Annotated in this window: 21 protein-coding genes and 1 pseudogene; 10 read left to right on the forward strand and 12 right to left on the reverse strand. The window is 75.6% G+C overall.

Annotation, left to right across the window (positions count from 1 at the left end; translation table 11 throughout):
- Positions 1-14: 14 nt before the first annotated feature.
- The 6 genes from IE326_RS23205 to IE326_RS40930 form a co-directional block, all read right to left on the reverse strand.
- Positions 15-770 (reverse strand): 4'-phosphopantetheinyl transferase family protein, encoded by a 756-nt coding sequence (locus IE326_RS23205; RefSeq protein WP_190042865.1) that lies wholly within the window; start codon positions 768-770, stop codon positions 15-17.
- A 33-nt stretch (positions 771-803) separates the two neighbouring features.
- Positions 804-3050, reverse strand: a complete 2247-nt coding sequence (locus tag IE326_RS23210) for a serine/threonine-protein kinase (RefSeq protein ID WP_190042866.1) — start codon at positions 3048-3050, stop codon at positions 804-806.
- The gene (locus tag IE326_RS23215) at positions 3032-3928 is read right to left on the reverse strand and encodes an oxygenase MpaB family protein (RefSeq protein ID WP_190042867.1); all 897 of its coding nucleotides are present in this window, start codon (positions 3926-3928) and stop codon (positions 3032-3034) included. Before IE326_RS23215 ends, IE326_RS23210 begins: the two co-directional genes overlap by 19 nt.
- Positions 3929-4163: 235 nt before the next feature.
- Positions 4164-5468, reverse strand: a complete 1305-nt coding sequence (locus tag IE326_RS23220) for a vWA domain-containing protein (RefSeq protein WP_190042868.1) — start codon at positions 5466-5468, stop codon at positions 4164-4166.
- Positions 5465-6742, reverse strand: a complete 1278-nt coding sequence (locus IE326_RS23225) for an AAA family ATPase (protein ID WP_190042869.1) — start codon at positions 6740-6742, stop codon at positions 5465-5467. Before IE326_RS23225 ends, IE326_RS23220 begins: the two co-directional genes overlap by 4 nt.
- 179 nt (positions 6743-6921) lie before the next feature.
- The gene (locus IE326_RS40930; protein ID WP_229915582.1) at positions 6922-8697 is read right to left on the reverse strand and encodes a hypothetical protein; all 1776 of its coding nucleotides are present in this window, start codon (positions 8695-8697) and stop codon (positions 6922-6924) included.
- A 211-nt stretch (positions 8698-8908) separates the two neighbouring features.
- On the opposite strand from IE326_RS40930, the gene IE326_RS23235 reads away from it, so the two are divergent.
- On the forward strand, positions 8909-9385 hold the full coding sequence (locus tag IE326_RS23235; protein WP_190042870.1) for a GreA/GreB family elongation factor: 477 nt from the start codon (positions 8909-8911) through the stop codon (positions 9383-9385).
- A gap of 77 nt (positions 9386-9462) precedes the next feature.
- Positions 9463-10251 carry a hypothetical protein gene (locus tag IE326_RS23240; RefSeq protein ID WP_190043478.1) on the forward strand — a complete coding sequence of 263 codons (789 nt, stop codon included), beginning with the start codon at positions 9463-9465 and terminating at the stop codon, positions 10249-10251.
- A gap of 75 nt (positions 10252-10326) precedes the next feature.
- Here IE326_RS23240 and IE326_RS23245 read toward each other — a convergent pair whose 3' ends face one another.
- Positions 10327-10671: a YybH family protein gene (locus IE326_RS23245; RefSeq protein WP_190043479.1), complete on the reverse strand. Its 345-nt coding sequence runs from the start codon at positions 10669-10671 to the stop codon at positions 10327-10329.
- A gap of 182 nt (positions 10672-10853) precedes the next feature.
- Between IE326_RS23245 and IE326_RS23250 the strand changes: the two genes are divergently transcribed.
- The gene (locus tag IE326_RS23250; RefSeq protein ID WP_190042871.1) at positions 10854-11744 is read left to right on the forward strand and encodes a LysR family transcriptional regulator; all 891 of its coding nucleotides are present in this window, start codon (positions 10854-10856) and stop codon (positions 11742-11744) included.
- A 38-nt stretch (positions 11745-11782) separates the two neighbouring features.
- Here IE326_RS23250 and IE326_RS23255 read toward each other — a convergent pair whose 3' ends face one another.
- From IE326_RS23255 to IE326_RS23270, 4 genes are read right to left on the reverse strand one after another with little or no spacing between them, the layout of a single operon-like run.
- Positions 11783-13249: a phytoene desaturase family protein gene (locus IE326_RS23255; protein WP_190042872.1), complete on the reverse strand. Its 1467-nt coding sequence runs from the start codon at positions 13247-13249 to the stop codon at positions 11783-11785.
- Between the two features lie 42 nt (positions 13250-13291).
- Positions 13292-13933, reverse strand: a complete 642-nt coding sequence (locus IE326_RS23260) for a DUF1345 domain-containing protein (RefSeq protein ID WP_150226668.1) — start codon at positions 13931-13933, stop codon at positions 13292-13294.
- Positions 13930-14751, reverse strand: a complete 822-nt coding sequence (locus IE326_RS23265) for a family 1 encapsulin nanocompartment shell protein (RefSeq protein ID WP_190042873.1) — start codon at positions 14749-14751, stop codon at positions 13930-13932. Before IE326_RS23265 ends, IE326_RS23260 begins: the two co-directional genes overlap by 4 nt.
- Positions 14748-15803 carry a Dyp-type peroxidase gene (locus tag IE326_RS23270; RefSeq protein ID WP_190042874.1) on the reverse strand — a complete coding sequence of 352 codons (1056 nt, stop codon included), beginning with the start codon at positions 15801-15803 and terminating at the stop codon, positions 14748-14750. Before IE326_RS23270 ends, IE326_RS23265 begins: the two co-directional genes overlap by 4 nt.
- Positions 15804-16074: 271 nt before the next feature.
- Between IE326_RS23270 and IE326_RS23275 the strand changes: the two genes are divergently transcribed.
- Positions 16075-18393 carry an FdhF/YdeP family oxidoreductase gene (locus IE326_RS23275; RefSeq protein WP_190042875.1) on the forward strand — a complete coding sequence of 773 codons (2319 nt, stop codon included), beginning with the start codon at positions 16075-16077 and terminating at the stop codon, positions 18391-18393.
- Positions 18394-18465: 72 nt separating this feature from the next.
- On the opposite strand, the gene IE326_RS23280 is transcribed toward IE326_RS23275, so the two are convergent.
- Positions 18466-20988, reverse strand: coding sequence for an ATP-dependent Clp protease ATP-binding subunit (locus tag IE326_RS23280; protein WP_190042876.1), 2523 nt, complete (start codon positions 20986-20988; stop codon positions 18466-18468).
- Positions 20989-21272: 284 nt separating this feature from the next.
- On the opposite strand from IE326_RS23280, the gene IE326_RS23285 reads away from it, so the two are divergent.
- From IE326_RS23285 to IE326_RS23310, 6 genes and pseudogenes are all read left to right on the forward strand, one after another.
- The gene (locus tag IE326_RS23285; RefSeq protein WP_150226672.1) at positions 21273-21830 is read left to right on the forward strand and encodes a YciI family protein; all 558 of its coding nucleotides are present in this window, start codon (positions 21273-21275) and stop codon (positions 21828-21830) included.
- 142 nt (positions 21831-21972) lie between these two features.
- Positions 21973-22254, forward strand: a complete 282-nt coding sequence (gene ppnP, locus IE326_RS23290) for a pyrimidine/purine nucleoside phosphorylase (protein WP_150226673.1) — start codon at positions 21973-21975, stop codon at positions 22252-22254.
- A gap of 92 nt (positions 22255-22346) precedes the next feature.
- Positions 22347-22706 (forward strand): annotated as a pseudogene (locus IE326_RS23295) (hypothetical protein); the annotation flags it as partial.
- Positions 22707-23016: 310 nt separating this feature from the next.
- Positions 23017-23409 (forward strand): TOBE domain-containing protein, encoded by a 393-nt coding sequence (locus tag IE326_RS23300; RefSeq protein ID WP_190042877.1) that lies wholly within the window; start codon positions 23017-23019, stop codon positions 23407-23409.
- Between the two features lie 88 nt (positions 23410-23497).
- Positions 23498-24307, forward strand: coding sequence for a molybdate ABC transporter substrate-binding protein (modA, locus tag IE326_RS23305; protein ID WP_190042878.1), 810 nt, complete (start codon positions 23498-23500; stop codon positions 24305-24307).
- Between the two features lie 179 nt (positions 24308-24486).
- The gene (locus IE326_RS23310; RefSeq protein WP_190042879.1) at positions 24487-26421 is read left to right on the forward strand and encodes an ABC transporter permease; all 1935 of its coding nucleotides are present in this window, start codon (positions 24487-24489) and stop codon (positions 26419-26421) included.
- Positions 26422-26423 lie beyond the last annotated feature (2 nt).

Genomic DNA, 26423 nt, shown 5'->3' on the forward strand with positions numbered 1-26423 from the left:
GACGTCGTCGCTGTTCAGGAGGGTGTGCCAGGGGCGGCGGCGGTCACGAACGAGGCCGGAAGCCAACTCGTACGGACCAGTCCGATGGGCCCCGCGACGGCGACGGCCGCGGCGTGTCCGGCGGCGGTGGGGACCTCCTGGACGTCCCAGCCCTCGGGGAGGGCGGAGGGGTCGCGCTCACCGAGGTAGTCCTTGTCGAGGGAGCGGGCCATGCCGATGCCGATGCCCTTGAGGTAGGCCTCCTTGCGGCACCAGATGCGGGCGAACACCTCGGGGGCGTGTCCCGCCTCGGCGATCTCGGCGCGTTCCCGGGAGTGGAGGGCGCCGGTCACCTCGCGGACGGTGGTGGCCTGGGGGAAGGTCTCGACGTCCACGCCGACCGGCCGGTCGGCGATGCCGATGAGGACGACGTCGCCACTGTGGGAGAGGGAGAAGTGCGGGGCGCCGGGAGGGCCGTCGAGGGCGGGGCGGCCGTGGAGGGCGCCGCAGCCGGGGCAGGGTTCCCTGCGGTACGCGACCGCGGCGGGCGCGAGGCCCAGGCGGTCGGCCAGGAGGCGGCGCAGGGCGACGTGGCCGACGCCGTACCGCAGCCGGTCCACCGCGCGCAGCGGGTGGGCGAGCTGCTCGCGTTCCCCGGCGTCGAGTTCGGAGGCGTCGAGGTCCTCCTCGGCGAGGTCGTCCACCCTGAGCTGCCACAGGTCGACGTCGATCCGGCCGGGAGCGGGCGTGCGGGGCTCGGGGTCCGGGCCACCGGGGCGGTCGATGATCATCTCGCCATTAAATCAGCGCGCCTGTGGGACGGTTCAGGCCGAGCCGGGGACGGCGGCCTCCCCGGGTCCGCCGCGGCGGACGGCGTCGGCCTCGGTGTGGCGGCCGAGGCGGTCGAGGCAGTGGGTGAGGTCGGCGAGGGCGGCGAGCGTGTCCGGGTGCAGCGGGCCGAGGGTCCGGCCGCGGGCCTCGGCGAGCGAACGGAAGGGCGCGAGGGCCTCCTCCCAGCGGCCGAGGCGGCCGAGGAGGGCGGCGGCCTCGCGGCGGCTGCGGAGGGTGTCGGGGTGGTCCTGGCCGAGGACCCTGCGGCGGGCGGCGTGCACGGCCTGGGCGGTGTCGAGGGCCTCCTGCCAGCGGCCGAGCCGGGCGAGGTGGACGACGAGCGCGTGCCGGACGCGCAGGGTCTCCGGGGCGTCGGCGCCCTGGGTGCGGGTGCGGACGGCGACGAGATCCCGGCAGACGGCGAGCGCGTCGGCGGCCCGCCCGAGCCGGCCGAGGCAGGCACTGGTCTCGTAGCGGGCGGTGAGGGTGTCCGGGTGGTCCGGGCCGAGGGAGGCGGCCCGGCCCTCGGCCACCGCGCGGTACTGGTCGAGGGCCTCCTCGGCGCGGCCCAGCCGGCCCAGGGTGTGGGCGAGTTCGTGACGGGTGACGAGGGTGTCGGGGTGGTCGGCGCCGAGCAGCCGGGTCCGGGTGTCGGCGACCGCCAGGGCCGTACGGTACGACTCCTCCAGCCGGCCGAGGCGGGCGAGGGTGTACGCGAGGTTGTGGCGGCAGCGCAGGGTGTCGGGGTGCTCGGGGCCCGCGGTGCGCTCGCGGACGGCGAGGACGTCGGCGTACAGCGCGTGGGCCTCCGCGTGCCGGCCGAGCCGCCCCAGGGTGTAGGCGCGCTCCTGGCGGGCGGCCAGGGTGTCGGGGTGCTCCGGCCCGAGGACCCGGCCCCGGACCTCGGCGACGCGCTCGAACGCCTCCAGGGCCTCGGCCGTGCGCCCGAGCCGGCCCAGGGCGAAGGCGGTCTCGTACGCGCTGGTCAGGGTGTCGGGGTGGTCGGGCCCGAGGACCCGGCTCCGGTCGGCGGCGACGGAACGGTGCAGCTGCTCGGCCTCGTCCCAGCGGCTGAGCCGGCCGAGTCCGAGGCCCGCGCGGTGACGGGCCGCGAGGACGGCGAGGAGTTCGGGCGTGGCGTCCGCCGCGGGGCGGGCGGGGCGGCCCGCGGCGTCCGGGCCCGCGGTGGTCCACTCGGTGGTGAGGACGGCCGCGGCCGGGTCGTGGCCGGTGACGGGCAGCTCGCCGGGCGCGGCGGGGCGCGGCCCGCCGGTGACGCCGCGGGCCCAGGCGGGTGCGGCGCCGGGGTCCCGCACCGGCCCGGCGCCGTCGTCGGTGGCCTGCGTCCCGCCGGGCGGGAAGTGCGGCAGGGGGCGGGTCCCCGCGCCGAGCGTGCGGCCGTCCACGATGCGGCGGCGCAGGTCGGAGGCGTCGCGCGGACGCTGGTCGGGCACCTTGGCGAGCAGGTCGACGACGAGCCGGTCGAAGTAGTCGGGCAGCTCGGAGCGGTGGGTGCGCGGCGGGCTCGGGATCGTGTCCCGGTGGCCGACGAGCACCGCCCAGGAGTCGTCGAGGTCGAACGGCGGGGCCCCGGTGGCGAGTTCGTACAGGACGCAGCCGAGCGAGTACAGGTCGCTGCGGTGGTCGATGTCGCCGCCGCCGATCTGTTCCGGGGACATGTAGTGGGGGGTGCCCATGGCGATGCCGGTGCCGGTGAGCCGCGAGGTGAACCCCATGTCGGCGCCGAGGCGCGCTATCCCGAAGTCGCAGATCTTCACCGTGCCGTCGCTCAGCCGCATGATGTTGGCGGGCTTGAGGTCACGGTGCACGATCCCCATGCGATGGGTGTATTCGAGGGCGTCGGCGACCTGGTCGGCGATGTCGACGACCTCGTGGACGGGCAGCGGGTCCCGGGCGTTGGCGGTGAGGAGCTGGCTGAGGTTCTGCCCCTCAAGCAGTTCCATGACGAGGAAGAGCACGCCCTCGTACTCGCCGAAGTCGTGGACGACGGTGATGCCCCGGTGCTGGAGCGCGGCGGCGACCCTGGCCTCGCGGCGGAAGCGCTCGCGCACCACGGTCTGCACGCCCGCGTCCTGGTGCGGGCCGAGCGGTTTGAGGCACTTGACCGCCACCCCGCGGCCCAGCGCCTCGTCGGTGGCGCGCCACACCTCGCCCATGCCGCCGCGGCCGATGACCTCGTGCAGGCGGTAGCGCCCCTGGATCAGTCTGATGTCCCCCATCGTGTGCCGTCGCCCCCGTCGATTCCGTGCACGCTCTTCGGCCCGTCCAGTATGGCCGCAGGGTCGGACAGTGTGTACGGGTCGGGTCGGGTGTCGGGACCAAGCCGGTCCATGGCGCGCAGGATGTGGCGGGGCGGCAGCCGCCAGCGGAGCCCCGCGGGGACGCGGCGCAGCAGGCCCGCGGTGGCGGTGAGCCGCCGGGTGACGGCCTCGGCGGGCGGCACGGGCCGGCCGTAGAGCTCGTGGGCCCATTCCGGCAGGGTGTCGTACGCCAGCGAGCTGATCCGCCGCCACACGAGGGCCCTCCCGAGGACCAGCGCGGGCGGCACGGGCGGTCTGCGCAGGAAGTCCAGTACGGCGAGCGCGTCGTCCCCCGCGGCCAGCTCGCCCCGGACGGAGGCGAAGTACGCCGCGAGCCCGGCCTCGGTGGCCGGCACGGTCTCCGGGTCCAGCCCCACGAGCCGCGCGGAGGCCCGCTGCTCGTCCACGTACCGGTCGGCCGTCCGCCCGGTCAGCGGCAGCCCGGACCTGCGGGCGACGGAGACGTACGAGTCGATCTCGGCGCAGTGCACCCAGCGCAGCAGCTCCGGGTCGTCCACCCCGAGCAACCGGTGGACCCGCCGCACCCGGGCCCCCGCCTCCTCGGCGGCCTCCCGCGTCCCGTAGCTGAGCGTCCCGACGAAGCTCGCCGTCCGCATCAGCCGCCCCCAGGGGTCCTCCCTGAAAGTGCTGTTGATCATGACTCCGCGCACGGCGACGGGGTGCAGGGCCTGGAGGTACAGGGCCCGCACCCCGGCGATCCACATCACCGGGTCGCCGTGCAGCTGCCAGGTCACGGAACGGGGGCCGAAGAGACCGAGGTCGGCGTCCTGCCTCATGGGGTTCAGGCTACGCATGGAGGGCGGATAAGGGATCCCCTGTATCGGATCCAACATCCAGGACCTGGGGTACCAGGTGCGGGATCCGGAGCCAGGACATTGGATCCAGAGCATTGGATCCCGGATATCAGATCCAGGACATTGGATGCCGGATATCGGATCCAGGACATGGGATCTCGGGTGCCGGGTTCAGGACATTGGATTTCGGATGCCGGATTCCGGATGTGGGATCCGGTCATCCGATCTCCACCACTCGCGCCCACGACGGTGGCCCGTCCGGCACCGGATCCTCGTCCTCCCCGTCCTCGTCCGAGGCGGGTGGGCGGGGGAAGAGGCCGACGACGGTGCGGCAGGAGGGGGCGGTCTCGGGCCAGGGGGTCTGGCCGTCGGTGAAGACGACGAGGGCGTCGGGGCGGGGGGTGAGGCGGAGGGCGCGGGCGAAGCCGGCGCGGAGGTCGGTGCCGCCGCCTCCGACGAGGGGGATGTCGGCGTCGGCGCAGAGGCGGCGGGCGGTGTGGGCGGCGGCGTCGCAGGCGATGACGGTGACGAGGTCGCGGCGGCCGCCGAGGGCGCGGGTGAGGGCGGCGGTCTCCAGGAGGGCGCTGCCGAGTTCGGTGTCGGAGACGGAGCCGGAGGTGTCGACGACGACGGCGACGCGGGGAGGGGTGCGGCGGAGGCTGGGGAGGACGACGCTGGGGAGGGAGGCGGCCCGGCGGGCGGGGCGGCGGTAGGTGTAGTCCTCGCCGGTGCCCGCCGAGGAGACGGCGGCGCGGAGGGCCGCGCCGAGGAGTTCGCGCCAGGGCTGGGGTGGGTGGCAGACCTGTTCGGCCCAGCGCTGCCAGCCCGCGGGGGTGGTGCCGGGCAGGCCGGTGATGCCCTGGGCGACGCGGTGGACGACGGCTTCGCGTTCCTGGGGGCTGAGGCCGTCCGCGCCCTCGGGGCCGAGCTCCCACGCGCGGGCGCGGCCGTCGGCGCCGCTGCCGCAGTCGAGCCAGGCCATCTCGCGGGTGCGGGGGACGATGCGTACCGCGCGGAGGTAGTCCTCCATCAGCAGTCCCGTGTCCATCCGGATCATCCGGGGGTGGAGGACGCCGGCCGGGCGCGGGAGGCCGTCGCCGTAGATGTCGTCGTTGATCTCGAAGTCGCCGGCGATGTTGATGCGGAGGCGTTCGGCCTCGCCGTCCGCGGGGCCGAGGTCGCGGGCGACGCGGTCGCCCCTGCCGTGGTGGTCGCGGAGCAGGTGGGCGACCTCGTGGACCCAGACTCCGGCCAGTTCCCGCATCGGCGTCCGGTCGACGAAGGCCGGGGAGACGTACATGCGCCAGTGCCGGTCGACGCCCATGGTGGGGACGCGGCGCGAGGGCACGACCCGGAGGGCGAAGAGGGCGGTGGCCAGGTAGGGGCGGACGCGGACGGCGTAGAGCCGGGCCGCGTACAGCTTGTCGTGGTCAAGGGCCTGTTCGGCCGGGGCCTCGGGGGCGGTGGGGCCGACGGGAGCGGCGGGAGTACCGGGAGCGGCAGGGCCAGCGGGGGTGTTCATCGGCGTCCCCGGGTCGGGGCGGGGCGGACCGCGCGGCGGGAGAGGTCCACGGCTCCGGCGAGGCGTTCGATGGCGGCGGGGACGTTCCAGTCGTCGCGGCGGAGGGCGGCGAGCGTGGTGGCGGGGACGACGACGAGGTCCGGCGGGCCGGTCTCGGCGGCGCGGGCGAGGAGGGTCCAGGCGGCGTCCCAGCGGTCGCGGGCGGGGCGTTCGCGGACGGCGGCCACGACGCCTTCGAGGGCGGCCTGGCGGCGGTCGCCGCGCTCGGGGAGCGGCGCGCCGGCCGGGTCGGCGAGCAGGTCCTCCGGGTCGGGGAGGTCCATCCGGTCGAGCCAGGCGAGGAGTTCGAATCCCGGCCCGTCCCCCACGGTCCCCCGGACCAGCAGGGAGAGGACCTCGCGGGAGGAACCGGCGGCGGTCGCGAAGGCGACCAGACGCAGGGCCATGTCCCAGCTGCGGGGCGAGGGCCAGGGCCCGCCCCTGCGGGTCTCGTCGGCCGGCAGCCGGTGGACGAGCGGCGGCCGGGCGTCGAGGAGTCCGCAGACCGCACGCCGCGCGTGCTCCACCGCCCCGGGCAGCCGCAGCGGGTCGAGGCCGGGCAGGACGGCGCGGGGCCAGGTGCCGCCGAGGCCCCGGACGACGACCTCGTGCGCGTGGGTCCACCGGAGGTGGACGAACCGGTTGGCGAGCGGGGCGCTCAGCTCCCAGCCGTCCGCGGCCGAGGCGCGGGGGTTGGCGGCGGCCACGATCCGCACCCCGGGCGGCAGGGTGAGGGTGCCGACCCTGCGTTCCAGGACGAGCCGCAGGAGGGCCGCCTGGACGGCGGGCGGCGCGGTGGACAGCTCGTCGAGGAACAGCAGGCCCCTGCCGTCCCGGACCAGGCGGACGGCCCAGTCGGGCGGCGCCATCGTCACCCCGCGCGCGGCCGGGTCGTCGCCGAGGACGGGCAGTCCGGAGAAGTCCGTGGGTTCGTGGACGCTGGCGATGACGGTGGTGAGCGGCAGGTCCAGTTCCTCGGCGAGCCGGGTGAGGGCCGCGGTCTTGCCGATGCCGGGCTCGCCCCAGAGGAGGACGGGCAGGTCGGCGGCGACCGCCAGGGTCAGCGCCTCCAGCTGGTCGTCGGCGCGGGGTTCGGTGCGGGTGTCGCCGAGCAGGGCGAGGAGGTCGGCGGCGACGGCGAGCGGGGCGGGCGCCGGGGCTGCGGGGGATGCGGGAGGGGTGGGGACCGCGAGGGGAGTGGTGGGTGCGGGGCGGGCGGGGGCGTGGGTGCGCATGGGTGATCACCTGGGGTGGGTGCGGGCGTGCCGGGGCACGGAGACGGGTGGGGAAGGACCGGCGGGAAGGCGTGCCGGAACGACGGACCAGCGGATCCCGCGGACCAGGAGGTCCGGCGGATCAGGAGGTCCGAGGGGTCAGGAGGTCCGGACGGGGCAACCGGGCCGGACAGGGCAGGTCAGCTGGGCAGGGCGTGGCGCGGGTGGGCGCGGTGGGCGAGGCGGCGGCGGGCCGCGCGGGCGGCGAACCTGCGGCTGCGGGACGGTCTGGGGCGACCGGGGGCCGGGACGGACCTGGTCCCGGCCCCGGACACGGACGCGGGTGTGGGCGTGGACGGGGACGGGGACGGGGGTTCGGGGACGTCGCCGGGGCCCGTGGCGCGCAGGCCCGCCCGGTAGAGCCCGTGGAGGACCTTGCGTTCGGCGGCGCGTTCCAGGGCCTCGCGGAGCGGGCCGTCCCGCAGGGCGGCGGCGGGGCCGAGCAGGGCCTCGACGACGGCGAGCGCGCCGGCCGCGTCGCCGTGGGCGAGGCGTTCGCGCACCCCGTCGAGGCAGTCGGGCCTGCGGTGGGCCTCGTCGATCACCCGGAGGCAGGGCAGGGGCGTCCCCGAGAGGGCGACGAGGAGTTCCTCCCGGCGGAGTTCGGCCGGGTCGTGGTCGAGCGCCGCGAGGACGCCGTCGACGAGCCCGATGCGGTGCCGGTTCCCCCGGCACTCCACGAACCACGCCCGGTCCGCCCCCGCCCTCTCCCTCGCCGGGCGCGCGTCCGGTCCGGGCCGGTGGCCGGGCACGAGCGCCGCCGCGACGAGCGGGTGCAGGTCGCCGGGGGCGATCAGGCCGGCGCGGAGCAGCGCGAGGTCCGGCGGCGTCCAGGTGGCCGCGTCGGGGAGCAGCGGCGGACCGGCGTCACGGCGATCGGCCGGTGCGTACGCCGGGGGTCCTCCCCCTCCCCGTGTCCGTCCCCGCCCCGGCGGTACGAGCCGCGTCCGGGCTCCGCCGTCCGGGTCCAGGGTGAGGAGGAGCCGGTGGCGGGCGCCGAGGCGTACGGTGACCGACCCCGCGGCCTCGCCCGCCCCACCGCTCCCGTCCGTCTCGCCTGCCCTGCCTGCCCTGCCTGCCCCATGACTCCCGTCCGTCCCACCGGCTCCGCCGGCCCCGCCGTCCGCCGCGAGGAGGAGGCGGGCCTCGGCGGCCCAGCGGTCCACGGCCCAGCCGGGGCCGGGCGGAAGGCCGGGGAGCTCGGGAAGGACGGGAAGGACGACGGGCAGCCGGTCGGCGCCGGAGCGGGTGCGGAGCTCCCCCGCGCGGGTGGCGTCCCACAGGTGCCGGTGGAGGTCGAACCGGAAGCGGCGGCTGGGGTGCGGGTGGGGGTGTGCGGAGGCGGCGGGGTCGTACGCGTTCCACCGGGACACGCCACCACCGCCACCACCGCGACCACCAGAGCCGCCGACAGCACCACCACCCCAGTCGCCGCTTCTGGCGGCGCCGCCGGGCGGCCCGTGCCAGAGGGCGAGGGAGATCCGCTGTCCGGCGTCGGCCCAGGCGGGCGCGGTGCGGGCCACGAGGTGGACCGGACGCGGTCCCGGCCGGGCGCCGTCCGCCCCCGCACCACTCTCCCCCGCACCGTCCCCGAGGTCGTCGTAGACGGCCAGGGTGACGGTCAGGCCGGGGCGGAGCAGGCCGTCCGGGGCGGTTCTCGGCAGGTGCCAGCGGAGCAGGTCGGGGGCGAGGCGGCGGAGGTCGGCGCGCACGCGCGCGGCGAGGTCGGCGCCGTGGGTCCTGGCCAGGGTCCGGGGGGCGAGGTCGAGGTCCACGCCGGCGGCGGCGCAGGCACCGGCCCAGTCGCCGGCGAGGCGGCGGGCGGTGGCGGTCTCGATCATGGAGGGCGGTACGGCGTGGGCACGCACGCGCCGCCAGAGGGAAAGGCGGGTGTCCTCCCGCTCGGGCATGCTCATCAGCAGGCACCGTGCGTGGTGAGGGCCCCCCATCGGTGTGAGGAGTGAGCGATCATCGCGGTCACGCTAACGCCCCGCTCGCGAAGGGCGCCACCGGTTTTCCGGGTCCCCGGCCCCCCGCCGCCGTTTCGTGCGATTTGACGGGATTTCACAGGGATGTCGGAATGGAAGCGTCCTTCTTCCTCCCCGCCACCGCACGACGGGAGCAGTCATGACCGCAGGACCCGAGCCCCTCAGCGCAGCCGACCGCACGGCGCTGAACCGCGAACTGTCCGAGCTGCGCGCCGAACGGGCGAAGGTCGCCGCCACGCTCGGCGACGCCGACGAGCCCGGCGACCGCGCCGATCAGGCCGACGAGTTGCAGCGGGCCACGGACGCGGAGCGGCTGGACGCGCGGATCGACGAGATCGAGGAGACGCTGCGCGACTCGCCGGACGCCCGGCCGTCGTCGACCGGGGCGGTCGGCGTGGGCAGCGCGGTGACCGTGCGGTTCGACGACGGCACGGAGTCGACCGTGCACATCGGCGAGCTGGCGGACGCGGACGATCCCGGCCTGGTGACCGCCGACAGCCCGCTCGGCCGGGCCCTGCTCGGCCGCACGGCCGGGGAGGACGTCTCGTACGCGACGCCCCTGGGCCGGAGCAGCGTCACCGTCCTCTCGGTGGGCGCGCCGGGCGGCGGCTCCTGACCGGGCCGGCCGACGACGGGCCCCACCCGGCCCCCTCCGCTCCGGCCCCCGCCGCTCCGGGCCCCTCCGGCCGGGACCTGGACCTGGAGGAGGAGCGGCGGGCCGACCGGAAGGGCGGCGCCGGGCACACCGTGCTGCTCGCGCTGGCGCTCGCCGTGCCGGTGGCCAAGGTCTCGTACACGGTGGGCGGCGGGGACGCGGTGCGGGACGTGTTCGTCGGCATGGAGCCGGCGAACTGGCCGGACGTGCTGCTCGGCATGGTGATCACCGACCCGCTGCTCGGCTCGGTGCTCGGCGTCGTGGTCTCCCGGATCGTCTTCGCCGTCTTCGCGGCGCGCGGCGCCGTCCCCTCGGGCCGGGGCCCCCTGGCGGTCCTCCGCCGGACGGCGCTGACCCTGGCGAACCCGCTCGCGGTCGGCCTCATCGACCTCTGCCTCTTCGGGCCGTGGTGGGGGCTGGCCACCGCGCTCGCCGCGTACGCGCTCCGCCTGGGCGTGGTGGTGGAGTACCGCACCGGGCGGCGCCGTCCGCACCGCTCGCACCGCGCCCCGCACGATCCGGAGTACCGGCCGCCGCCCTGGCTGCGCCGGTTCGCGAGCGCGGAGCAGCTGGTGGCGCTGGTGCTCACCGTCGTCGTCCTGCCGCTCCTGTTCCTCGCGTCGGCGGTGGACGGGCAGGCGTGGACCTCGATCGTGGAGTGCCGGGTCGCCTACGGGACCCGCACCGCCGACGCCCGGCTGATCGAGCTGAGCCGGAAGGGCAACGGAGTGCTGGGCTGGAACCTGGACGCCGAGGAGATCTCCAACGGCCTGGGGTGCACCGCGACGGAGAGCCGCCACGTGCGGGAGCCCTGGTGGGGTTCATAGCCACGCGCCCCCGCGCCTCACCCCGATCCGCGCGAGCGCCCCTGCCCGTACGCCCCGGGTCCCGGGGTCCGCTCCTCAGGCGCCCGGCGAGACGAACTCCGGCTGGTCGAGCACCCGCAGCCAGCTCCCGTCGGCCTGGCGCCTGACGACCTGGGCGCGGGCGCCGGAGCCGTCCCGGGGCGGGGTGGAGGTGAGGGCGACGTCGCCGTTGACCAGCGTGGGCAGCGGCTCCTCCGGCTCGAAGCGGGGCCGGTGGGCCAGCACCTTCTCCCACAGGACCCGGATCGCCTCCCGGCCCACCGTCACCTCGCCGGGCGGGTAGGCCAGGACGGCGTCCTCGGCGTAGAGGGCGGCGACTCCGGCGGCGTCGCCCGCGTTGGACCGCTCGACGAAGAAGCGGGTGATGTCCTCGGGGCGCATGGCCTTCTCGTACTCCCCCCTCTCCACCTGAGACTCCTCGTCCTCCCGTACCTGCGTCTTCTCCTGCTCCCGCATCGGGTTCCTCCCGGGGTGGTGGCCTCGTCTTTTCCGTGCTTCCAGCCTCGCCGTCCGTCCATCAGAAGTCCAACAGATGGTTCTGCTCCCTACTAGAATCTCCAGTCATGGAACTGAGGCAGCTGGAGTACTTCGTCGCGGTCGCCGAGGAGCGGAACTTCACCCGGGCCGCCGAGCGGGTGCACATCAGCCAGTCCGGTGTCAGCGCACAGATCCGGCGGCTCGAACAGGAGCTGGGCGCCGAGCTGTTCGACCGTTCGGCGCGGGCGGTCGCGCTCACCGTCGCCGGGGAGGCCGCGCTGGCGCACGCCCGGGCGGCGCTCGCGGCGGCGGGGGCGGTGGGCCGGGCGGTGGACGAGGTGACGGGGCTGGTCCGGGGCCGGCTGACGGTCGGGATGGTCGTGGGCTGCACGGTGACCCCGCTGTTCGACGCCCTCGCCGCGTTCCACGGGGCCCACCCCGGGGTGGAGGTCCTGCTGCGGGAGGACGGCTCCGACCGGCTCGTCGAGGGCGTGCGCGGCGGCGCCCTGGACCTGGCGCTCGTGGGGGCGGCCGTCGCGACCCCCGAGGACCTGCACGCCCTGACGATCGTCGACGAGCGGCTCGTCGCGGCCGTCCCGCCCGGCCATCCCCTGGCCGCCCGGGAGAGCCTGGCCCTCGCCGAACTGGTGGCCCGCCCCCTCGTCTGCATGCCCCCGGGCACGGGCCTGCACGCGGTCCTCGACCAGGCGTGCGCCGCTCAGGGCCTGCGCCCCTCGATCGTCATGGAGGCGGGCGCCCCGGACGCGATCGCCGACCTCGCCGTCCGCGGGCTCGGCGTCGCCGTCCTCAGCGAGTCCATGGCCGCCGTCCACGCCGGCCGGCTCACCGCGCTCCCGCTGGCCGACGTCGACGTGCCGGCCCTCCTCGCCCTGGTCTGGAGGCCCGTCCACACCCCGGCCGTCGGTGCCTTCCTCGCGCACGCCCGCCGGGCGTTCGGGGCCCCCGGAGGGCCGTGACGCCCCGGGGTCCCGCGGCGGATCCCCCGGGTGGTCCGTCACCGCCAGGGCGCCCGGATGCCCAGGTGGCGGAGGGCCGAGGCAGCCGCGCCCGCGCCGGACATGCCGTGGGCGCCGGGGCCGGGCGGGGTGGCGGCGGAGCAGAGGTAGACGCCGGGGAGGCCGGTGGCGTAGGGGTCGAGGGCGGGGCGGGCGCCCAGGACCAGCTGGGGGACGGTCTTGGCGCCGGTGAGGATGTCGCCGCCGACGAAGTTGGGGTTGGCGGCGGCGAAGTCGGCGGGGCGGGTGACGCGCAGGCCGACGATCCGGTCGCGGACGCCGGGGGCGAAGCGTTCGAGCTGGGCGAGGACCGCCCCGGTGGCGTCGCCGTCGTAGCCGTGCGGCACGTGCGCGTACGTCCAGACGGGGTGGACGTCGCCGGCGGAGCGCGAGGGGTCGGCGAGGTACTGCTGGCCGACCAGGACGAAGGGGCGCTCCGGCATCCGGCCGTCCGTCACCTGCCGTTCGGCGCGGGCGACCTCGGCGAACGGGCCGCCGAGGTGCACGGTCCCGGCGCGGCGGGCCGCCTCCGCGCGCCACGGCACGCCGCCCTCGACGGCGAGGTCGACCTTGAAGGCGCCGGGGCCGCGCCGGAAGCGGCGGTACGCGGCGGCCGCGCGGGTCGGCAGCAGGTCGCCGTACACCCCCGCGGCCTGGGCGGGGTCGAGGTCGAGGAGGGTGACGTCGGCGGGCGGCAGCTGCCGGTGGCCGGTGATCCGGACGCCGGTCTCGATCCGGCCGCCGTGGGAGCGGAGCACGGCGGCGAGGGCGTCGGCGATCGCCTGCGATCCGCCCTCGGCGACCGCCCAGCCGGCCGCGTGCCCGGCGGTCAGGATGCCGAGTCCGATGGCGGAGCTGAGCGGGTCGGTCAGCGGGCGGTACGCGTGGGCGGCGACGCCCGCCCACAGCGCGCGGGCGCCCGGGGTGCGGAAGAGACGGGCCAGGGCGGCGGCGGGCAGGACCGTGGGCAGGCCGAACCGGGCCAGCAGGAGCGGGTGGTCGGGGAGCCGGAGCAGGGGGCCCATGACGTCCGTGGAGAGCGTCTCCCAGCGGCGTACGGAGGGACCGAGGAGGGCCCGGTAGCGGGCCGCGTCGGCGCCGAGCCCCGCGGCGGTCTCGGTGACCGAGCGGTGCAGGACGGCGGCGGTGCCGTCGTCGAGGGGGTGGGCGCAGTCGACCTCGGGGAGCAGCCAGCGCAGCCCGTGCCGGTCGAGGCGGAGGTGGCGGAGGGCGGGCGAGGCGACGGCGAGGGGGTGGACGGCCGAGCAGTGGTCGTGAAGCAGCCCGGGCAGGATCGCCTCGTCGGTGCGGGTGCCGCCGCCGATCCGCCCGGCGGCCTCCAGGACGGTGACGTCGAGCCCCGCCTCGGCGAGGAGGGCGGCGGCGGCGAGCCCGTTGGGGCCCGCGCCGACGACGACGGCGGTCGGGGTGGATCCGGCGGGGCGGGCGGGGCGCGTGCGGCTCATGGGGCGAGTCTGCCGGGGCCGTCGCGGCGCGCGCACACCGGGTCAGCCGGTGACGATGCCCGTCACCAGGTTGATCGCGGTGGCGAGGACGCCGGTGCCGAAGACGTACGACAGCAGGCAGTGGCGCAGGACGACCGCCCGGATCCCGGCGTCGGAGACGTTCGTGTCGGAGACCTGGTAGGTCATGCCGAGGTTGTAGCTGAAGTAGAGGAAGTCGGTGTATCGGGGGCGGTCGCGGGAGTTGAAGTCGATGCCGCCCTCGGGCGGGCGGTGGTAGAGGTACGCGTAGCGGGTCGCGTACATGAGGTGGAGGGCCGCCCACGCCATGAAGACGCCCCACAGGGCGGTCGCGGCGGCGGCGCGGTCGTGGCCGGAGCCGGTGAGGAGGAGGGCGACGATGGCGACGAGGCCGCAGAGGGCCGCCGTGACCACCGCCAGTTCCTCGACGACCGGCCGGAACTCCTCGCGCCGCAGGTCGCGCCGGGTGGTGGCGGCGTCCATCGGCCACAGCACGGCCCAGCCGGTGACGACGAAGGCGGTCTCGGCGACGGCGATGCCGGCGAGGACGCCGAGCCCGGTGTCGGCGAGGGCGGCCGTGACGGCCCCGGCGGCGGCGCCGAGGACGCCGGCTCCGGCGAGCCGGGGGACCGCGTACCGCCACGACCAGGCGGACACGCCGCTCACCCGCCGAGGACGACCACGGCCTCGTCCGTGTAGGTGAAGTACGTCAGGGTCTCCTGGAGGTACAGCTCGACGGTGTCGGCGTCGTGCCGGGCGTAGCCGATGGAGACGTCCTGGCCGAGGCGGAGTTCGAAGTCGCCGCCGCGGGTGGAGAGGACGAGGCCGCCGGTGAGGGCGGGGGCCCAGATCGGCGGTTCGTCGAGCATCCGGCCGAGGTGGGCGGCGACGGGGTAGCCGTGGTCGGAGGTCTCGCTGACGGAGCGGTACTCCTCGGCGCCGAGGAGGAGCGCGTACGGGCCGTCCACGCCGGCGAGCCGCAGGGCGGTGAGGGCGCGGCTGACGGCGTCGGGGTAGTCGTGGGGTTCGGCGGGGAGGGCGACGGCCGGGTTGGAGGAGGCGGTGCGCAGGCCCCGGACGCCGGCGGCCTCGTAGCCGTCGAAGACGGTGCGGTCCTCGGCGAGGGCGAGGGCGAGGGCGGCGTCCTTGACGGGCTGCCAGTCGGAGTCCTTGGCGCCGCGCTCGACGTCGTCGACGGCGGCCCGGTCGACGGTGAAGGGGACGCGGAGCTCGACCAGCGGGCGGGCCTCGCGCAGCCGGGCGCGGACGCCGTCGGCGGGGGCGGCGAGGTCGGTGAGGTGGCCGGTGCCGACGGCGGCGAGTCCGGCGCCCGCGGGGTCGGGGACGTCGACGACGCGGCGGCCCGCGATGCTGCGGCGGAAGGTGCGGCGGGCCTCCTCCTCGATCTCGGCCCAGGCGACGGCGGTGACCGGGGCGAGCTCGCGGTGCAGGTTGCTGGTGGGGGGCGTGCCGGGGCTGGTCATGACGCCGGGGCTCCTTTCAGGCTGCCGATCCCGAGGGAGGCCCCCGGGAGTACGGCGTCGGCGGGGGCGGCCTCCGGTGCGGAGGGCTCCGCGGCGGCCGCGGCGGGGGCGGTGTCGGGTGCGGGGAGGTCGTCGAGGAGGGCGGCGGCCGGCACGAAGAAGAGGCCGCCGGTGACGGCGGTGGAGAAGTCGAGGATGCGGTCGGTGGTGCCGGGCGGGTCGCCGAGGAACATGTTGCGGAGCATCCGCTCGGTGACGTCGGGGGTGCGGGCGTAGCCGATGAAGTACGTGCCGAACTCGCCGGTGCCGAGACGGCCGAAGGGCATGTTCTGGCGGACGATCTGCCGCTCCTCGCCGTCCTCGTCCTCGACGGTGTTGAGGGCGACGTGCGAGTCGGCCGGTTTGACGTCGTCGGGGAGTTCGACGTTGTCGGCCTTCCTGCGGCCGATGACCCGTTCCTGTTCCTCGGTGCTCAGGGCGTTCCAGGCGGTCAGGTCGTGGAGGTACTTCTGCACGACGACGTAGCTGCCGCCGCCGAAGGCCGGGTCCTCGTCGCCGACGAGGACGGCGCGGGCGGCGTCGGGGCCGGTGGGGTTCTCGCTGCCGTCGACGAAGCCGAGGAGGTCGCGCTCGTCGAAGTAGGTGAAGCCGTGGACCTCGTCGACGACGGTGACGGCGTCCCCGAAGCGGTCCAGGACGATCCGGGCCAGTTCGAAGCAGAGGTCGGCGCGGCGGGCCCGCAGGTGGAGCAGCAGGTCGCCGGGGGTGGCGGGGGCCCGGTGCCGGGGGCCCTGGAGGGGGGCGAAGGGGTGCAGGTCGCGGGGGCGGGGGCCGCCGACGAGCCGGTCCCAGGCGTCGGAGGAGAGCCCGGCGACGCAGGCGAGGGCGTCGTCGCGGGCGCGGAAGGCGACGGAGCGGGTCAGCCCGGACAGCTCCCCGAGCCCTTCGCGCACGTCGGTCTCCCGGCCGGGGGCGACGGTGAGGGTGAGGAAGAGGGCGGCCCGGGTGGGCGGGCCGAGGACGAGCTGGGGGACGGGCTGGGGGGCGGCCATGCGACTCCCGTCGGACGAGGACAGCGGAAAGGGGCGGACAGCGGGAGGGGAATGCGGACCACAGGGGCGGACCACGGAAAGCACGGACGGCGGAAAGTACATGCGGACAAAAGGGTCTGAACGGCGCCAGCGTAGCCAGGGGAGGCCAGGTCCGCAGCCCGTCGCGGGCGGCCCGCGCGACCGGATGGCGGCGGTCCGGGGCCCGGTTTAGCCTGCCGGAGGGGGGCGTCCGCGTTCCCTCGCGCCCCGGCGCCGGAAGGGTGGCAGGCCCATGAGCCTCGACCGTGCCAAGCAGCAGGACTCCTCCGGGGCCCGGGTGGGCCCCGTGCCCGACGGGAAGCCGGAGGTCCGCCCGTACCACCACCCCGCCGCCGGCTGGGGCGCCGCGAAGAGCGTGACCCGGTTCATGGCGCGCGAGGGCGCCCTCCCGGTGGAGGGGCCCCGGGCCATCATGAAGATGAACCACGAGCGCGGCGGTTTCGACTGCCCCGGCTGCGCGTGGCCCGACGACACCAAGGGCCTCCACCTCGACATCTGCGAGAACGGCATCAAGCACGTCACCTGGGAGATGACCCGCAAGCGGGTCGGGCGGGACTTCTTCGCCGCGCACTCGGTGACCGAGCTGGCCGGGTGGACGGACCACGCGCTGGAGGACGCCGGCCGGCTGACCGAGCCGATGGCGTACGACCCCGACACCGACCACTACGTGCCGATCAGCTGGAAGGACGCCTTCGAGACGGTCGGCCGCGCGCTGCGCGAGCTGGACGACCCGAACCGGGCGGCCTTCTACACCTCGGGGCGGCTCGGGAACGAGGCCACGTTCCTCTACCAGCTGCTCGCCCGCGAGCTGGGCACCAACAACCTCCCCGACTGCTCCAACATGTGCCACGAGGCCAGCGGCCGGGCCCTGACGGCCTCGCTGGGGACCGGCAAGGGGACGGTGGACCTCGCAGACTGGGAGGCCGCCGACGCGCTCTTCATCCTCGGCGTCAACGCCGCGTCCAACGCGCCCCGCATGCTCACCGCCCTCGCCGAGGCGTACGACCGGGGCGCGCAGATCGTGCACGTCAACCCGCTCGTCGAGGCCGCCGCGACCCGCGCGATCATCCCGCACGACTTCAAGGACATGGCGACCTTCCGCGCCACGGACACGTCCACGCTCAACCTCCAGCCGCGCATCGGCGGCGACATGGCGCTCCTGCGCGGGATGGCCAAGGCGGTCCTGGAGCGTTCCGCGTCCGACCCGCGGGCGCTGGACCGGGAGTTCATCGAACGGCACACGACCGGCTTCGAGGAGTACCGGGCGGTGTGCGAGGCCACCTCCTGGGAGGAGATCGAGCGCCAGTCCGGGCTCGGCCGCGCGGAGGTCCTGGAGGCGGCCCGGGTGTACGGGGAGGCGGACCGGTCGATCATCAGCTGGTGCCTCGGCGTCACCCAGCACGAGCACGGCGTCGACACCGTCCGGGAGATCGTCAACCTGCTGCTGCTCCGCGGGAACCTGGGCCGCGAGGGCGCCGGCCCCTCCCCCGTGCGCGGTCACAGCAACGTCCAGGGGAACCGCACCTGCGGCATCGACCACCGTCCCTCCGGCGCCTTCCTCGACCGGCTGGGCGAGGTCTGCGGCATCGACCCGCCGCGCGCCCACGGCCTCGACACCGTGCGCACCATCGAGGCGATGCGCGACGGGGAGGTGACGGTGTTCGTCGGCATGGGCGGCAACTTCGCGCTGGCCGCGCCCGACACCCCGGTCACGTACGGGGCGCTGCGGAACTGCGAGCTGACCGTGCAGGTGAGCACCAAGCTCAACCGCAGCCACGTGGTGCACGGGCGGCGGGCGCTGATCCTGCCCTGTCTGGGCCGGACCGAGAAGGACCACCAGCGCGGCGGCGAGCAGGCCACGTCGGTCGAGGACTCGATGAGCATGGTCCACCTCTCGCGCGGGATGAAGAAGCCCGCCTCTCCGCACCTGCTCTCCGAGCCGGCGATCGTGGCGGGCATCGCGCGGGCCGCGCTGCCCGGCAGCCCGACGCGGTGGGCCTGGTACGTGGAGGACTACGACCGGATCCGCGACACCATGGCCCGCGTCCTGGACGGCTTCGAGGACTTCAACCGGCGGGTGCGGCTGCCGCTGGGCTTCCGCATCAAGCAGCCGGCCCGCGAGCTGGTCTTCCTCACCCCGTCGGGGAAGGCCGAGTTCTCCTCGGCACCCCTGCCGGACGTCGTCCCGGAGCCGGGCACGCTGGCGCTGGGCACCATGCGCTCGCACGACCAGTGGAACACCACGGTCTACTCCGACGACGACCGCTACCGGGGCGTGAAGAACCTGCGCACGCTGGTGTTCATGAACCGGGCGGACATGCGCGAGCGCGGGATCGCGGACCTCGCCCCCGTCGACATCACGGCCACCGCCCGCGACGGCGGCACGCGCGCGCTGCACGGCTATCTGGCGGTGCCGTACGACATCCCGCGCGGCTGCGCGGCGGGGTACATGCCGGAGATGAACGTGCTGTGCGCACTGGGCGACTACAGCACCCAGAGCGACCAGCCGATCATGAAGCACCTCAAGGTCGTGATCGAGCCCTCGGGCTGAACCGCCCGCCCACGCGCGCGGCACCGCCCCGGGAGGATGTTCCCGGGGCGGTGGCGTGCGTGCGGGCGGGGATCAGGCCGCGGCGGGGGCCTCCTGTCCGGCGGCCTGCTCCCCCTTGCGGACGGTGCAGTGGAGGGAGTCGTCGACGACGTCGGCGACGATGGTGTCGCCGGGGTCGGCCTCGCCGCCGAGGAGGAGGGTGGCGACGCGGTTGTCCAGCTCGGTCTGGATGGTGCGGCGCAGCGGGCGGGCGCCGAACTCCGGCTGGTGGCCGTGGGCGACGAGGAGCTTCTTGGCGGCCTCGGTGACCTCCAGGGTCATGCCCTGAGAGCGGACCCGCTGCTTGCTGCGGTCGAGGAGGTGGTCGACGATCTCCGACAGGTCGTCCTCCGTGAGGCTGTGGAAGACGATGATGTCGTCGATGCGGTTGAGGAACTCGGGCAGGAACCGGCCCCGCAGGTCCTCCATCAGCTCGTCCTTCAGCTCGGCCGCGTCGCCCTCGTGGGCGAGGATGCGGTGGGCGCCGATGTTGGACGTCATGATGACGACGCAGTGGCGGAAGTCGACCGTGCGGCCCTGGCCGTCGGTCAGGCGGCCGTCGTCGAGGACCTGGAGCAGGGTGCTGAAGACGTCCTGGTGGGCCTTCTCGACCTCGTCGAAGAGGACGACGCTGTACGGCTGGCGGCGGACCTTCTCGGTGAGCTGGCCGGCCTCCTCGTAGCCGACGTATCCGGGCGGGGCGCCGACGAGCCGGGCGACGGTGTGCTTCTCCTGGAACTCGCTCATGTCAAAGCGGATCATCCGGTCCTCGTCGCCGAAGAGCAGCTCCGCGAGGGTCTTGGCGAGTTCCGTCTTGCCGACGCCGGTGGGGCCGAGGAAGAGGAAGGAGCCGACGGGCCGGTTCGGGTCGCCCATGCCGGCGCGGTTGCGGCGGACGGCCTCGGAGACGGCGGCGACGGCCTCGTCCTGGCCGACGATCCGGGCGTGCATCTCGTCCTCCAGCCTGAGCAGGCGCTCCTTCTCGCTGGCGGTGAGCTGGGAGACGGGGATGCCGGTGCGGCGGGAGACGATGTCGGCGATGTCGGCGGCGGTGACGGAGACGACGCCCTCGCGGCGCTCCTCGATGCCGGCGAGTTCGCCCTCGACCTCGGCGATCTCCTCCTTGAGCTGCTTGGCCTTCTCGAACTCCTCGGCGGCGACGGCCTGGTCCTTCTCGCGGCGGAGCTTGGCGAGCCGGTCCTCGCGGCCGACCACCTCGGTGGAGCGGCCTGCGCTGCGCAGCCGGACCCGGGCGCCGGCCTGGTCCATGAGGTCGATGGCCTTGTCGGGGAGGAAGCGGTCGCTGATGTAGCGGTCGGAGAGTTCGGCGGCCGCGGCGAGGGCGCCGTCGGCGAACCGGACCCGGTGGTGGGCCTCGTACGCGTCGCGCAGCCCTTCGAGGATCTGGATCGTCTCCTCGACGCTCGGCTCGGGGATGAGGACGGGCTGGAAGCGGCGTTCGAGCGCGGCGTCCTTCTCGACGTGCTTGCGGTACTCGTCGATGGTGGTCGCGCCGACGACGTGCAGCTCGCCGCGGGCGAGGGCGGGCTTCAGCATGTTGCCGGCGTCCATGGAGCTGTCGCCGCCGGCCCCCGCGCCGACGACGGTGTGCAGCTCGTCGATGAACAGGACGATCTCGCCCTCGGCCTTCTGGACGTCCTCGATGACCTTCTTGAGGCGTTCCTCGAACTGCCCGCGGTACTGGGCACCGGCGACCATGCCGGACAGGTCGAGGGAGACGACCCGCTTGTCCTTCAGCGTCTCGGGAACCTCGCCGGCCACGATCCGCTGGGCCAGGCCCTCGACGATGGCGGTCTTGCCGACGCCGGGCTCGCCGATGAGGACCGGGTTGTTCTTGGAGCGGCGGGAGAGGATCTCGATGGTCTGCTCGATCTCCTCCGCCCGGCCGACCACCGGGTCGAGCTTTCCCGCCTTCGCCTCCTCGGTGAGGTCCCGGCCGTACTCGTCGAGCGTGGTGGCGGGCTGCTTGGCCGCGCCCGGGGCGGCCTCGCCGCCGCCCCGGGCGGCCTGGTCCGCCGCGCCGCGCAGCCCGGAGACGTCGAGGTCCTGGGCGCGCAGGAAGCGGGAGGCACCGGAGTCGGCGTCACCGAGGAGGGCGTCGAGGATGTGCTCGGGGCCGATGTACGAGACGCCGGACGCCTGCGAGGTGGCGTGGGCGAGCGCGAGGGTCCGCTTGGCTGCGGGGGTGAGGCCCGGCTCGGCGGAGGGCTCCTCGGACTCCTCGGGCAGCACCTTGGCGATCTTCCCGGCGAGCTCGTCCGGGTCGACGCCCGCGCGGGCGAGCAGCCGGCGGGTGGGCTCGACCTGGGTGGCGGCCCACAGCAGGTGCTCGGTGTCGAGGTCGCTGGTGCCGTCCTCGACCGCCTTGCGGGTGGCGGCGTTCAGGAGCTCGTGGGACGACTCGGTGAGGAGACGGCCGATGGGGACCCGCTGGACGGCGGGCGGCGAGGACGCCGGTGACATCCCGAAGAAGCGGTTCAGCAGGTCGCCGAACGGGTCGGACGGGCCGAAGGGGGAACCAAACGCCATCGACATCTGAGCACTCCTGAAGGGCGTGGGGGGTCCCCGCCACTCAAACCCGCCCGCCCCGGCTCCGCAAACGGAACGGGTACGGGCGGGCGGCGGCCGACGCGGCGCCCGCACGACCGGACGCGCCCGGGTCCGTACGGCAGGAGGCGCCGGGTCCGTACGGGAGGGCGCGCCGGGTCCGTACGGAAGGAGGGCGCGCGCCGGGCCCCGTACGGCAGGGCCCCCCTCCCCTCGCCCCGCCGTCCGCAATTCCGTCGACGCGACCGGCCGCCGCCGCCCATCCTGGGTCCATGGAATTCCTCTGCTACCACCGTGACCGGTCCGGCTCCATGCCGCTGCGCCAGGAACTGCTGGAGGCCCACTGGGCGTACATGGACGGCTTCGAGAAGCAGCTCATCGCGCGCGGCCCGACCTTCGACGCGACGGGCGAGACGTGCACGGGGAGCGTGCACGCCCTGGACCTGCCGGACGCGGCCGCCGCCCGGGCGTTCGCCTTCGACGAGCCGAACCACCAGGCCGGGGTGTACCGGGACGTCCTGCTGCGGCGGTGGCGCAACACCCTGGGGCGGACCATGTGGGAGTTCCCCGGCGGCCGCGAGGGCGGCGACCGCTTCCTGGTGCTGGGCCTCGGCGCGGGCGAGCCCGCCGACACCGACCCGCCGGCCGCCCGCGACGACCTGATCGCCTACGGCCCCCTGCTCTCCGACGACGGCACGGCCTGGCTGGGCACCGCCGCCCTGGTGCGGGCCCCGGACGCGGCGGCGGCCCGGGCGGTGCTGCGGACCCCCGCCCGCTACGACGTCATCGAGGTCCACGACTGGTCCTTCGGCGGCCGTCCGCCCGCCTGACCGCGCCTTCGCCCCGGTCCGGCCCGTCCGGCAGCTGAGACCGGGCGGGGCCGCCGGCCGCCCGCCCATTAGGGTGCCCCTGCCCGTGGCCGGCACGCGAGGGTCCGGGCGTTCCAGCTGCTCGATTCCCGCGAGGATGTCCATGTTCACGGTCAATGAGTACTTCGACGGCACGGTCAAGTCGATCGCGTTCACCCAGGAGGAGGGCCGGGCGACCATCGGCGTCATGGCCCCCGGCTCCTACGAGTTCGGCACCGGCGCCCCGGAGACCATCCACGTGGTCAGCGGGGCCCTGAGGGTGCTGCTGCCGGGCGCGGACGACTGGCGGACCTTCGCCGCCGGGGAGCGCTTCGAGGTGCCCGGCGACAGCTCCTTCCGGCTGGAGGTCGCGGCGGACACCGCGTACCTCTGCGAGTACCGCTGACATCACTCCGCGCGGCACGGCGCCGTGCGTGCGGTGCATCCCCGGAACGCGGGGCGGCTGTGCACGAAGGGCGCCACCGGCGCCGACCTGACGGCCGCAACCGGCTCTTCTTCGGCGAGCAGCGCGAGGCCACCGACTTCCACTACCGCGAGGAGCTCGAAGCCCACCTGGCGAGCGGCCACCTCGACCGGCTCGCCACCGCCTTCTCCCGCGACCAGCGCGCCAAGGTCTGCGTCCAGGACCGGATGCGCGAGCACGGGGCCGTCCTCTGGTCCTGGCTGCGGGACGGCGCCCACTTCGCCGTCTGCGGCGACGCGGCCCGGACGGCGAAGGACGTCGACCGGACGCTGCGGGAGGTCGTCGCCCGGCACGGCCGGACGGACGAGGAGGAGGCGGCCGCGTACGTGGAGCGGATGGCGGCGGAGCGGCGGTACGTCCGCGACGTCCACTGAGGACGGCGGCCGGTGGCGGGGACGGAGGCCGGCACTGGGGACGGCGCCCGGGGCTGGGCCGCGCGGCTGCTCGGAGTGGGCCCGGAGACCGTCCGCCGGCGGGCGGACGGCGGGCCGTGGCGGCACGCCTCCGCCGGAATCCGGCCCGCCTCCCACCGGCCCGTCCCCGCCCCCCCGAAGGGCTTCCGTCCGAGGCGTGAGACCGGCGGGCGGTCCACTTCGTCGCTTCCTCCAACCGCCCTCTCATACGCGATGGAGGGTCCCACAAGCTTGTTGCAGATGAGAGCGACACCGCCCTAACGTGTCGCATATGCAGTCCTACACCATCGGGCAGGCCGCGCGTCTGCTGGGCGTCAGCCCCGACACGGCGCGGCGCTGGGCGGACGCGGGCAGGGTCGCCACCCACCGCGACGAGAGCGGCCGGCGCGTCATCGACGGGAAGTCGCTCGCGGCGTTCTCCACGGAGCTCGCGCAGAGCGGCGAGGACGACGAGGTGCCGTACACCTCGGCCCGCAACGCCTTCCCGGGGATCGTCACGGCGATCAAGCTCGGCGACGTCGCGGCCCAGGTCACCATCCAGGCCGGTCCGCACCGCCTCGTCTCCCTCCTCACCCGTGAGGCCGTGGAGGAGCTGGGACTGGAAGTCGGCGTGCAGGCCACCGCCCGCGTGAAGTCGACCAGCGTGCACATCGACCGCACCTGACCGCCCCTCACGCAGGACCGCACCACCCCGGCCGTCGGCGCGACCGGCCCGCCCCGCACCTTCCGTTCCCTCCAAGGAGCCCCGGCCCATGCCCCGTACCCTCACCGGACGCCGTACCGCCACCGCCGTGCTGACCGCCGCCCTGCTCGTGCCGCTCGCCGCCTGCGGCGACGACGGCGCGGAGAAGGACGCCGCCGGGTCCCCGGCCCCCGGTTCCACCGGCGGCGCCCCCGCGGCGAACCTCACGGTGCTCGCCGCCGCGTCCCTGACCGACGTCTTCAAGACCGCGGGCGCCGCCTACGAGGAGTCCCACCCCGGCACGAAGCTGACGTTCTCCTTCGCCGGCTCGCAGGAGCTCGTCGCCCAGGTCTCGCAGGGCTCGCCCGCCGACGTCCTGGTCACCGCCGACACCAAGAGCATGGACAAGGTGGAGGCCGACACCGGCACCCCGGCGGTCATCGCGAGGAACCGGCTCGTCATCGCCACCGGCGAGGGCAATCCGCACGGGATCGACGAGCTGAAGGACCTGGCCGACACCGGGCTGAAGGTCGTGCTGGCCGCGCCCGAGGTCCCGGCCGGGAAGTACAGCCAGAAGATCCTCGACGCGCAGCGGATCACCGTGAAGCCGGTCTCCCAGGAGCCCAACGTGCGCGCGGTGCTCAGCAAGGTCGAGCTCGGCGAGGCCGACGCGGGTCTCGTCTACAGGACGGACGCCGAGAGCGCGAAGGACGAGGTCGACGCCGTCGAGATCCCCGACGGCCAGAACGCCGTCGCCCAGTACCCGGCCGCCACGCTGAAGGACTCGAAGAACGCGGAGGCCGCCGCCGCGTTCGTCGCCTGGCTGTCCTCGCCCGAGGGCCAGAAGATCCTCCAGGACGCGGGCTTCCAGAAGCCGTAGCGCCCGAGGCCGCCCCGCACGTGGGAGGCTGTCCGTCCCGGGGGAACGGACGGCCTTCCCGTCTGCGGGAGAGCTCGACGGCACGCCTCAGGACCACAGGCGTCCCCGGCACCAAAGGCGCCTCGGTCACCCCGGGCACCGGAAACACCAGAGACCCTTCGGGAACTTCGGGAACTTCGATGAAACGAGCAGGCGTACGCGCCTCCGGGGCCCGGCCGCCCCTCGCCCTCGCCCTGCCCGCGCTGCTCGGCGTGGCCTTCCTGGCCCTCCCCCTCCTCGGCATCCTCGTCCGCACCGAATGGAGCGGACTCGCCGGCCACCTGACCTCCCCCGGCACCGTCGAGGCGCTGAAGCTGTCGCTGACCGTGTCCTTCTGGGCGCTCGGCCTGTCGCTGCTGCTCGGCGTGCCGCTGGCGTGGCTGCTGGCCCGGGTGCCGTTCCCCGGCAAGGCGCTCGTCCGCTCGCTCGTGCTGCTCCCGATGGTGCTGCCGCCGACCGTCGGCGGCGTGGCCCTGCTCCTCGCCTTCGGCCGGCGCGGCCTCCTCGGGCCCTGGATGGAATCCGCCCTCGGCATCACCCTGCCCTTCCACACCTCGGGCGCCGTCCTCGCCGCGACCTTCGTCGCCATGCCCTTCCTGGTCATCAGCCTGGAGGGCGCCCTCGGCGGACTGCGCCCCCGGTACGAGGAGACGGCGGCCTCCCTCGGCGCCTCGCCGGTCCGGGTCTTCTTCACCGTCACGCTGCCGATGGTGGCGCCCGGGGTGATCGCGGGCGCGGCGCTCACCTGGGCGCGGGCGCTGGGCGAGTTCGGAGCGACGATCACCTTCGCCGGGAACCTGCCCGGCACCACCCAGACCCTGCCGCTCCAGGTGTACCTGCTCCTCCAGGACGAGCCCGAGGCCGCCACGTCGGTCTCGCTGCTCCTCCTCGCCATCGCCATGGGCGTGCTCGTCGCCCTGCGCGGCCGGTGGACCGGGACCCCGGCCGACCGCCCCCGCCACGAGGGGCACGCGCCGGACGGGGACGCCGTCCCCGCCGAGCCGGCGCCCGGCCCCGACCTGCCCGCCCCGTCCACCGGTCGCTGGGCGCTGCACGCCGACGTCACCGGCTTCACCGCCCTCGCCCTCGACGCCGCACCGGGCACCACCATCGCCGTCGTCGGGCCGAACGGCGCCGGGAAGACCACCCTGCTGCGCGCCCTCCTCGGCCTCACCCCCCGCGCCCACGCGGACCTCACGCTCGGCGGCGAGGACGTCACCGCCCTCCCGCCGCACCGCCGCCGCGTCGCCTGGGTGCCGCAGGACGGCGCCCTCTTCCCGCACCTGTCGGCCCTCGCCAACACCGCGTACGGGCTCCGCGCCCAGGGCGTCGGCCAGGCCGAGGCCCGCCGCGAGGCGCAGGGCTGGCTCGACCGGCTCGGCGTCGGCCACCTGGGGCACCGCAGGCCCGCGCAGCTCTCCGGGGGCCAGGCCCAGCGCGTCGCGCTCGCCCGCGCCCTGGCGGCCCGCCCCCGGCTCCTGGTCCTCGACGAGCCGCTCGCCGCCCTCGACCAGACCACCCGCGCCCACGTCCGCCACACCCTGCGCACCCACCTGGCGGGCTTCGGCGGCGTCTGTCTCATCGTCACCCACGATCCGGTCGAGGCCGTGTCGCTCGCCGACCGCGTCCTCGTCCTCGACGGCGGCCGGGCCCTCCAGGACGACACCCCCGCCGAGGTCACCCGCCACCCCCGCTCCCCCTGGGTGGCCCGCATGCTCGGCCGCAACGCCTGGCCCGGCACCGCCACCGCCGACGGCCTCGCCCTCGACGCGGGCGGCACCCTCGTCGCCGCCGAACCGCCGCCCTCCGGCACCCCGGCCCTCGCGATCGTCGCCCCCGAGGCCGTCTCGCTGCACCGCGAGAGGCCCGCCGGCAGTCCCCGCAACGTCTGGCCCGGCACCGTGCGCGAGATCACGAGCAGCGGCAGCCGGCTCCGCGTCCTCGTCGTCTCCCCCGCCGCCCCCGACCTCGTCGCCGAGATCACCCCGCAGGCCGCCGCCGAACTCGGCCTCGCCGACGGCGTGTCCGTCTGGACCAGCGTGAAGGCGACCGAGACGACGATCGTCGCCCTCTGAGC

It is taken from the genome of Streptomyces filamentosus (assembly GCF_014654895.1).
GTDB classification, from domain to species: domain Bacteria; phylum Actinomycetota; class Actinomycetes; order Streptomycetales; family Streptomycetaceae; genus Streptomyces; species Streptomyces filamentosus.